The organism is uncultured Campylobacter sp. (assembly GCF_937973075.1).
Taxonomy (GTDB): domain Bacteria; phylum Campylobacterota; class Campylobacteria; order Campylobacterales; family Campylobacteraceae; genus Campylobacter_B.
On the sequence record NZ_CALBWL010000025.1, the window covers coordinates 1 to 9,992 of the forward strand.

General features: G+C 50.6%; 8 protein-coding genes. 7 read left to right on the forward strand and 1 reads right to left on the reverse strand.

What is annotated here, in order from left to right:
- The coding region (locus tag Q0274_RS02890; protein WP_298027553.1) for a hypothetical protein at positions 1-186 on the forward strand (186 nt) is incomplete at its 5' end.
- A gap of 69 nt (positions 187-255) precedes the next feature.
- On the opposite strand, the gene Q0274_RS02895 is transcribed toward Q0274_RS02890, so the two are convergent.
- Positions 256-2,547 (reverse strand): DNA polymerase III subunit gamma/tau, encoded by a 2,292-nt coding sequence (locus tag Q0274_RS02895; RefSeq protein WP_298027555.1) that lies wholly within the window; start codon positions 2,545-2,547, stop codon positions 256-258.
- Positions 2,548-2,639: 92 nt separating this feature from the next.
- Here Q0274_RS02895 and Q0274_RS02900 point away from each other — a divergent pair, with 92 nt between their 5' ends.
- From Q0274_RS02900 to hemE, 6 genes are all read left to right on the forward strand, one after another.
- Entirely contained in the window at positions 2,640-3,188 is a 549-nt protein-coding gene (locus tag Q0274_RS02900; RefSeq protein WP_297949356.1) for a YajG family lipoprotein, read from the forward strand.
- Positions 3,189-3,806, forward strand: a complete 618-nt coding sequence (locus Q0274_RS02905; protein ID WP_298027556.1) for a ComF family protein — start codon at positions 3,189-3,191, stop codon at positions 3,804-3,806. It begins immediately after the preceding gene.
- A gap of 50 nt (positions 3,807-3,856) precedes the next feature.
- A complete protein-coding gene (gene gyrA, locus Q0274_RS02910) occupies positions 3,857-6,580 on the forward strand; it encodes a DNA gyrase subunit A (protein ID WP_298027563.1) in 2,724 nt (907 codons plus the stop codon).
- The gene (locus tag Q0274_RS02915; RefSeq protein ID WP_298027558.1) at positions 6,573-7,604 is read left to right on the forward strand and encodes an aspartate-semialdehyde dehydrogenase; all 1,032 of its coding nucleotides are present in this window, start codon (positions 6,573-6,575) and stop codon (positions 7,602-7,604) included. The genes gyrA and Q0274_RS02915 overlap by 8 nt, the downstream gene beginning before the upstream one ends.
- A 290-nt stretch (positions 7,605-7,894) precedes the next feature.
- Positions 7,895-8,386 (forward strand): YqhA family protein, encoded by a 492-nt coding sequence (locus tag Q0274_RS02920; RefSeq protein ID WP_298027560.1) that lies wholly within the window; start codon positions 7,895-7,897, stop codon positions 8,384-8,386.
- A gap of 2 nt (positions 8,387-8,388) precedes the next feature.
- Positions 8,389-9,435, forward strand: coding sequence for a uroporphyrinogen decarboxylase (hemE, locus tag Q0274_RS02925; RefSeq protein ID WP_298027562.1), 1,047 nt, complete (start codon positions 8,389-8,391; stop codon positions 9,433-9,435).
- The last annotated feature ends 557 nt before the right edge of the window (positions 9,436-9,992 follow it).

The following is a 9,992-nucleotide window of genomic DNA, read 5'->3' on the forward strand; positions in this document are numbered from 1 at the left end:
CACCGCCCGCCCGCACTTTTTTGGATTCGCCCAAAGCTCGCACGTGCAGGTGCGGCTCTTTGCTACGTACGTCCCGCCGAAGCCGTTTGCCTCAAAATATCAAAAGCCGATGGAAAGCCGAGCGGAGTGGGTAAAAATTTAAAAAGCCGAAATTTTAAAATCGTGCAGGTTTGCTTCGTAGCGTAAATTTCGGAATTGCTTTTGCACGTTTAAATTTTAAAATCGCACGGAGGCAAATTTAATCCGCAGAAAGCGTTATTCTGTGATTTTAGTGGGCTCGCCGAATAGCCTATTTATCTCGGAGATCAAAATTTCCTTGCCGTCCTGCGCGCCGTTTGCGAGCTCGGCGAGGCCTGCCTTGGCGGCGCGCACGCTCTTACTCGTATCGCGAGGCTTTGCGGCGTAGTTTTGCGGATCGGTGGATCTTAACAGATCATCCTTTTCCTCGCCGTCATCTTCTGCAGAAATTTCGGAATTTTGCAGCTTGGAATTTGAAGTGGAATTTTGTGCATTAGAATTCGCTGCGAAATTTCGCTGTGCAGAATTTTGCGCCGTAGAATCCGCCACGGATTTTTCCAAATTTTGCTGCTTGGAATTTCTTGCCGCATCCGTTTGCGATTTTGCGGCTTGCGCCTCATTTGCGGCGGAATTTATTTGCGGCGCACAGCTCTGCTCGCTCTCTTGGGCGCCGGTTAAATTCCTATGATCTTGCTCGCCCGCTTGCGTAGATTCGGGATTGTCTTGCACGCTGCTAGAGGTGGGGCTTTCAGTAAAATTTTGCGCCGTGGGATTTGCAGGGCTTTGCGAGATCGAATTTGCAGGGCGCGCAGTATCGGCGCCGGATTCGAAAGCCGTGCCTTGCGTAGAATTCGTGCTTTGCGTAGCGGTTGCGCCACGTGCGGAATTCTGATCGCGCTCGCTTTGGGCGGGATCATCGTCGTTTTGCGGCGCGCCTTGTTCAATTTTGATTTTTGCGCCCTCGCCGAAAAACGATTTTAGCACGCTATTGATCGCTCGTGAGCCCTTGCGTAGGTACTCTCTGTCCTGCCCCTGCGCGCGCGAGAGCAGATACAGCGTGCCGCGCTCGAACTTTAAAAATTTCACGCACTTGCTAAATTTCTCGCCCAGATCATAATCACGGTCGTAAATTTTGGCTAAAAAATTCTCGTAAATTTCATTTTGAGCGCCCGTTTTGATGGAAGAGTTAGAATTTTGCGCCTGCGCCGTTGCGCCCGGTTTGATCTCACTGCTTGTGCCGAGGCTTTGTTTCGCTGCACTGCCAGTACCGGAGTTTACGGGATGTTTTGCGCCTGCCGTAAAGCTAGGCACGCCGCTTGTCGCGCTACCCTGCTCGCTCGGTGCAAAAGCCGCGCCGCCCGGCTCGCTATTTGGCGCAAATGTCGCACTTTGGTTGGAATTCGACCTAAAATTCGGCGCGGAGCTTTGCGCGTTTAAATTCGGCGTCGAAGCGGAAGGATAGCCCTCGCCTTGATCCAGGGATCTTCCGACCTCTATGAGCTCGTCGATTTCGCGCAGATTTACCGCCTCCATCATCATAAAAATCATCATAGAGATCGTGTAGGTGTTGTCGGGGCTGATGGCGAGCATGCTCTTAGCGCCTGCTAAAATGTGGAAAAAGCGCTCGTACATCAGCAGGCTAAATTTAGCGTCGCGGCGCAGGAATTTATCTTTTAAATTTGCGATCATCTCGTCGATTATCGTCTCGGCGTTGTAGTTTTCGACCTCTTTGATGATCTCGATCGCGCCCGCGCGGTCCTGGCGCAGCACGACGTCTAAAATTTCGCCAATTTTAACGGGATCGAGCAAGCCCAGCATATCGGCGATCGCGTGCTGCGTGATGCCTTCGCGGCTAAAGATAATCGCCTGATCGAGGAGCGTGAGCGTGTCTCGTAGCGAGCCCGAGCCGCTGCGCGCCAAAATTTCGAGCGCGCCCTCTTCGTAAGCGATGTTTTCGGTTTTTAAAATTTGCGCCAGATGCGCTACGACGGCGCTTTTGGCGATCGGCTTAAAGCGAAAGTGCTGCGTGCGCGATAGCACCGTGACGGGAAGCTTGAGTGGATCGGTAGTCGCAAGGATAAATTTTACGTAGCTAGGCGGCTCCTCAAGCGTCTTTAAAAGCGCGTTGGAGGCCTCTTTGGTGAGCATATGCACCTCGTCGATGATGAAAATTTTAAAGCGCGCGCTTGCGGGATGATACTTCGTCTGCTCGATGAGCTCGCGGATATCGTCTATTTTGCGGTGGCTGGCGGCGTCCATCTCGATGATGTCGATGTGGCGCCCCTCGTTTGCCATTACGCAGTTATCGCAGATCTCGCACGGCTTGCCGGTAGGGCCTTTATCGCATAAAAGTGCTTTGGCAAAAATCCTAGCCGTCGAGGTTTTGCCGCTGCCGCGAAGTCCGCTGAAAAGATATGCGTGGCTCAGCCTGCCCGAATCCAGCGCGTGCGCAAGGCTTTTGGCGACGGCGTCTTGACCGATGAGCTGCTCGAAGCTTTTGGGTCTGTATTTTAAAGCGAGTGCTTGCAAAATTTCTCCTTTGATCTTACAATGATACAAAAAAATCTATAAATTTTAAATTTAGTGCTACAATGCGCCCGAATTTCAGAAAAAGGATCGAAATGAAAAAATTTTTAATCGGCGTATTCGCGCTATTTTTTGTCGCCTGCTCGCAAACCAGCAGCGTCATCAGCCTAAATCCATATCTCTCTAAGGCCGATCAGACCGTAAGTGGCAAGTCGGTAAATATCAACGCGATCAACGATCAGCGCGAAAATCAGATGGTAATCGCCGTTATAAACGACAACGACGGCAAATTGGTCGATGAAGTGCTTTTAAAAAACAATCTCTCGGCGTGGTTCGATAAGGCTTTGCGCGCGGAGCTTGAGGCTCGCGGCGTAAGGATAGATCCGGCAAGCCCGAATATCGTAACCGTAAATATTAGAAGTATCTCGGCGGCGATCAACGGCTACTCTAAAGAAAATATGAGTGCAAGAGGCGAGATCGCGATTTCTATCGTGCAGGGCAACAAAACTACGACCAAGCGCGTTTCGCAGGATCAGAGCCAATTTACCGCGCTTCGCACGGCTAGATCGCTTAATCCTTTTGTGCAAAGCTTGCTTGGCGACATCGTCAAAAAATCCGCCGATCAAATCATCTTGACGCTTTAGATGCGCTGCGTAAATTGCGGCGCGTTTAGCCTGCGCACGATCTGCGCCGCCTGCGCCGCAAATTTAGCCGAATGCCGCCTAAGTATGCGGCAGGTGGAGGGCTTTAGCGTGTTTTATTACTACGGCTACTCCGAAATTCGAGAGCTTATACTTTCTAAACATCACGAGTATGGCGCTGCGGTACTTGCGCGCATAGCCTCTTTAAGCTTAGCGAAATTCCCGCTTCATCTGCAGCGCGAAATTTCTGCAAATCCGCAAAATTACGAAACGTTTAAAACGGGCGGAATTTTTAAATTTAACGCCGTGCCGCTGGATGATGACGCACGCAGTGGCTATTCGCACACGGCGATCTTAGCTCGCGCGCTAAAAAGCGAGCTTGTGGGGCCTAAATTTCACTGCTTGCGCGCGCAAAATCGCGTCAAATACACCGGGCAGAGTTTGGAATTTCGCCTAAAACACAAGCGAAATTTTAAAATTTTAACCCCGCCGCAATTCCCCGTGATCCTAGTAGACGACATCATCACCTCGGGCCTTAGCATGCTGCAAGCGCGCGAGAGCTTGATCGATGGCGGCTTTATGCCCGTGTGCGGCTTGGTTTTAGCTAATGCAAAAGAATAATTCGCTATAATCGCGCTTTAAAATTTAAAAGGATATTTATGCAATCAAATATGTTTGAAAATCAGGAGATCATCGATATCGACGTCGAAGAATCGATCAAGACGAGCTATCTTGATTACTCGATGAGCGTTATCATCGGTCGCGCGCTACCGGATGCCAGAGACGGTCTAAAGCCGGTGCATAGGCGAATTTTATATGCGATGAACGATCTTGGCGTGGGCTCTCGCCAGCCTTACAAAAAATCCGCCCGTATCGTAGGCGACGTCATCGGTAAATACCATCCGCACGGCGATACCGCCGTTTACGATGCACTCGTGCGAATGGCGCAGAGCTTTTCGATGAGAATCCCTTCCGTCGATGGGCAAGGTAACTTCGGATCGATCGACGGTGACGGAGCGGCGGCGATGAGGTACACCGAAGCGCGTATGACGCCGCTAGCCGAGGAGCTTTTAAAAGACCTGGATAAAGAGACGGTCGATTTTGTACCGAACTACGATGAGAGCCTAAACGAGCCCGACGTATTGCCTGCGCGCGTGCCGAATTTGCTGCTTAATGGCTCAAGTGGAATCGCCGTGGGAATGGCGACGAATATCCCGCCGCACAGCCTAGATGAGCTTGTAGGCGGTCTTTTGATACTGCTTGAGAATAAAAACGCAAGCCTAGAAGAGATCATGGGCGAGATCAAGGGCCCCGATTTTCCGACCGGCGGCATAATCTACGGCAAAAAAGGGATCATCGAGGCGTATAAAACGGGCAGAGGGCGCGTTAAAATTCGCGCTAAAACCCATATCGAAAAAAAATCAAATAAAGACGTCATCGTAATCGACGAGCTGCCGTATCAGACCAATAAGGCGCGCTTGATCGAGCAAATCGCAGATCTCGTAAAAGAAAAACAGATCGAGGGCATCTCCGAGGTGCGCGACGAGAGCGATCGCGACGGAATTCGCGTAGTAATCGAGCTTAAGCGCGACGCGATGAGCGAGATCGTGCTGAATAATCTATTTAAGCAAACCACGATGGAGGCGACCTTCGGCGTGATAATGCTCGCAATCGACGGCAAGGAGCCGAAGATTTTCACGCTGATAGAGCTTTTGAAACTGTTTTTGAACCACAGAAAAACCGTCATCATCCGCCGCACAATTTTTGAGCTTCAAAAAGCGCGCGCTAGAGCGCATATCTTGGAGGGCTTAAAGATCGCGCTAGATAATATCGACGAAGTGATCGATGTGATTAGAAATTCCGCCGATACCAACGTCGCGCGCGAAAATTTAATGAGCAGATTCGGACTTAGCGAGGCGCAATCGGGCGCGATTTTGGATATGAGGCTAAGCCGCTTAACGGGACTTGAGCGTGAAAAGATCGAGGAGGAGCTAAAAGAAATTTTAGCCGAGATAAAGCGGCTTGATGCGATCCTAAAGAGCGAGGAGCTGATCGAGGGGATCATTAAAGATGAGCTTTTGGAGATCAAAGATAAATTTAAATGCCCGCGCATCACCGAAATCGTCGATGACTACGAGGATATCTACATCGAAGATTTAATCGCGAATGAAAATATGGTCGTTACGATCACTCATCGCGGCTACATTAAGCGCGTGCCTAGTAAGACTTACGAGAAGCAAAAGCGCGGCGGCAAGGGGCGCGTGGCGGTTACGACATACGACGATGACTTCATCGAGAGCTTTTTTACGTCCAATACCCACGACACGCTTATGTTTATCACCGACCGCGGGCAGCTTTACTGGCTTAAGGTTTATAAAATCCCGGAGGGCTCGCGCACTGCAAAGGGCAAGGCGGTAGTAAATTTAATCCAGCTCGGCGCGGACGAAAAGATCATGGCGATCATCCCTACGACCGATTTTGATCCGAGCAAGTCGCTCGTATTTTTTACTCGCAACGGCATCGTAAAACGCACGAATTTAAGCGAGTTTAAAAATATCCGCTCACTCGGCATCCGCGCTATTAGCCTAGATGAGGACGATACGCTGGTGACTGCGCTCATCGCTCCAAACAGCGCCGAGGAGATGCAAAATTACAAAGGAGGCGCTCTAAGCGGCGACGATCTGGACGACGGCGAGGCCGAGGAAATTCTAGAGCAGACCGAGCAGGATATTTTAGAAGGAAGCGAGAATGAAATTTCGGATGAGATTTCGGACGCACAAGAGGGCGAGCCGCAAAGCGCCAACGAAAATATGCTCTTCATCGCTACGAAAAAGGGAATGTGCCTTAAATTTAATCTAAATAAAATTCGCCAGATGGGGCGCATCGCTCGCGGCGTCAAGGGTATTAAATTTAAAGAAAAAGGCGACGAGGTCATCGGCGCCGCGTTTATTCTAAGCGACATGCAAGAAATTTTAAGCGTGAGCCAAAAGGGTATCGGCAAGCGCACCACTGCAAGCGAGTATCGCCTCACAAACCGCGGCGGCAAGGGCGTCATCTGCATGAAGCTCACCAACCGCACGGGCGAGCTCATCGGCGTCGTGATGGTCGATGAGGAGATGGATCTCATGGCGCTAACCACCAGCGGCAAGATGATCCGCGTCGATATGCAAAGCATCCGCAAAGCGGGCCGCAACACCAGCGGCGTCATCGTCGTAAATGTCGAGGGCGACGACGTCGTGAGTATCGCGACCTGCCCGAAAGCCGAGGAGGGCGACGAGGGCGAAGCGGACGAGCTTGCGCAGGATGAAAATTTATTAAATTCAAATTTAGATAGCAAAGATTCGCAGAGCGACGGCCCTGGCGATGAAATTTTAAAAGGAGGAGAGGATGAGTAGTTATAATATCGCCATCGTAGGCGCTACCGGCGCCGTAGGCGAGGAGATTTTGCGCGTCTTAGATGAGATGAACTTCCCCGTAAAGGACATACTGCCGCTTGCGAGCGCAAAGAGCGCGGGCGAGAAGGTAGAATTTCGCGGCAAAGAATACGTCGTGAGGGAGCTCACGGACAGCACTTTCGACGAAAACGAGATCGACATCGCGTTTTTTAGCGCGGGCGGCTCCATTTCGGCGCATTATGTGCCATTCGCTGCGGCAAGCGGCGCAGTGGTGATCGACAACACGAGCCACTTTCGTATGCAAGAAAATGTCCCGCTCGTAGTGCCCGAGTGTAATCCTCAGGATATAAAGCTATGGGAAGAGACAGGCATCATCGCTAATCCAAACTGCTCTACCATCCAGATGGTTCAAATTCTTAAGCCGCTTGATGACGCGTTTGATATCGAGCGCGTGGACGTAAGCACCTACCAGGCGACAAGCGGCGCAGGTAAAGAGGGTATGAGCGAGCTTGTAGAGCAGCTGCAGCAGTTTTTCGCTTTTAAGCTTGATGAGTGCGAGCCGAAAGTTTTCCCGCATCAGATCGCGATGAATGTCATCCCGCACATCGATGTATTTTTGGACAACGACTACACCAAAGAAGAGATGAAGATGGTGAACGAAACGCAGAAAATTTTGCATAAAAACTTCGCCGTTTCGGCTACCTGCGTGCGCGTGCCGGTACTTCGCAGCCACAGCGAGGCGATCACGATAAAATTTAAAAAGGATTTCGAGATTAGCCGCGTGCGTGAAATTTTAAGAAACGCACCTAGCATCGTGCTTGCAGACGATCCGAGCAAAAACGAATACCCGATGCCGCTGCTTTCGAGCGACACGAATGAAACCTACGTCGGCAGGCTCCGCAGGGACAATTTCGACGATAAAATTTTGCATCTTTGGTGCAGCGCCGATCAGATCCGCGTCGGAGCGGCTACGAACGCCGTACGCATCGCACTTCGCTGGATCGATATGCAGCAAGACAAGTAAGATAAATTTAGCAGAGCCGCCGAGACTTTGTATGCGGATACGGTTTCGGTGCCGAGGCCTGGCGAATAAATTTGCAAATCAGCCTAGTTAAAATTTAACGCCGCAAGCTGAAATTTTGCGCCTTTGACCTGGCGCAAAATTTTAAAGACTCAAACGGGCGCGATCAAAAGAGATAAATTTATGCGGTTGCAAACGAGCGTAAATTTAAACGGACACTTCGGCATGGAGCGGCTTTAAATTTATATGTTCGTTTGCGGAGCGGCTACCCGAATTAAAATTTTAAGGAAGAAATGAAAGCTATATTTGAGAAATTTTTACTTTGCAGCAAATTTTTAACCCTCCTGCCCGTGCTTTTTTGCATCGCGGCAGGCGCGGAGATATTTGTGGTGGCAAGCTACGAAATCGGCTCGGCGATCTATAAAATCGTAGAATTTTTTCTAGCTCCGCAGAGCGAGCGAGCGTTTTACGTCGATATTTTAAGCGAGATAATAACGGCGATCGATCTATATTTGGTCGCTATCGTGCTGCTAATCTTCGTATTTGGAATTTATGAGCTCTTTATCGACGAGTTTGTGGATCTAAATTTGCAAGTTTTAAAGATCGCCTCGCTGGATGAGCTGAAGCACAAACTCGGCAGCGTCATCATAATGGTGCTCGTAGTGGATTTTTTCAAGAGAATTTTGCACACCGATTTTACTACCCCTTTGGATATGCTTTTGCTTGCAGGGGCTATCTTTGCGGTTTGTTTGGCTTTGTACATTTTGAGTAAATTTAAAGGATAAAAATGGTTTTCATCGACGCATGCTTCGGCAAAGAGACCCCATACACGCCCATTTGGATGATGCGCCAGGCAGGGCGCTACCTGCCGCAATACATGGCGGTGCGCGAGAGGGCGAGCGATTTTTTGAGCCTGTGCCGCGACTACCGCGCCGCTAGCGAGGTAACGATCCAGCCCGTGGAGATTTTGGGCGTCGATGCGGCGATTTTATTTAGCGATATCTTGGTCGTGCCGATGCAGATGGGTATGGATCTGCGCTTCGAAGCGGGCGAAGGACCGAAATTTAGTGATCCGATCCGCTCCCGGGGCGATTTGGCGCGCCTAGATCCGCAAAAGACCGCAGCGGAGCTTGGATACGTTTATGATACGATCTCGCTTACTCGCTCGCGCCTTGCCGCGGATAAAGCGCTCATCGGCTTTTGCGGCGCACCGTGGACGATCGCTACCTATATGATCGAGGGCGGCGGCAGCAAAAATTACGCCGCTTGTAAAAGGATGCTCTACGAAAACCCGCAGCTTCTGCATGAAATTTTGCGCCTAGTTACGGAGGCGACGAAGCTTTATCTGGCGCGCCAGATCGGCTCGGGCGTCGATGCGGTGCAGATCTTCGACAGCTGGGCGGGCGCGCTAGAGCCGAGCGCGTACGAGGAGTTCGGCTGGCGATACATCTTGGAAATCACGGAATTTTTAAAGGCGAAATTCCCGCATATCCCGCTCATCGTCTTTGCCAAGGGCACGGGCGCGCAGATGTCGCGGCTGAGCCGTATCGCGGAGCAGCGCGGCGAGGCGAGCTTTGACGTATGGGGCGTGGATTGGAGCACTCCTATGGGGCTTGCGCGCAAGCAGCTCGGGGGCAAATTTGCGCTTCAAGGCAACCTGGAGCCGATGCGGCTATACGACCGCGGCGCGATAGAATCGGGCGTGCGCGAAATTTTAGCAGCGATGAAGGGTGCTGCGCATATCTTTAATCTAGGCCATGGAATTTTACCAGACGTAAGCGTGCAAAACGCCAAATATCTGGTGGATCTGGTGCACGAGCTAAGCGCGCGCTAAAACCTTATTTTGCGAGAGCCCGCTTGCAGTGTGCCGCTGTGAAATTTTATAAAACCGTAATTTAAAATTTCACTCGCCCGGGTCGCTTGCTTTGCTTCCGCGCAATCTTGCCGCTACAATAAAATTTCAAATTTCACGCCGTCAAAATAGCTCGCGGAACGCAAAACTCTAAATTTTAAAATTCTGCGCCGTTTCAGCGCGGCAGTATCGCAAATTTTAAAATTTAGCCGTAGTTTGAAATTTTATGCCGAGCGAGGATCTGAAATTCTACGCGCTGTGTCCACGGCGGCGTAAAATACCGCGAGTTCGCGAGTTTAAATTTAGCCGCACATTAAATTTTTATGACTCGCCCCCTAAATTTAAGGATAAATTCAAAACTCTAAGCTTAAAATTCCGCCGTAGCGGGGCGGCGCGCAGAAGTGAAAATTCGCATGAAAGCGGCGCCGAATTTTGGCGCGCGGAAGCAAAATTTAAAGCAAAATTCTGCGCGCAAGCAAACTCCCGCAAATCAAATCATGGAGCAAAAATGAGATATATTTTCGGGCCCGTCGCCTCGC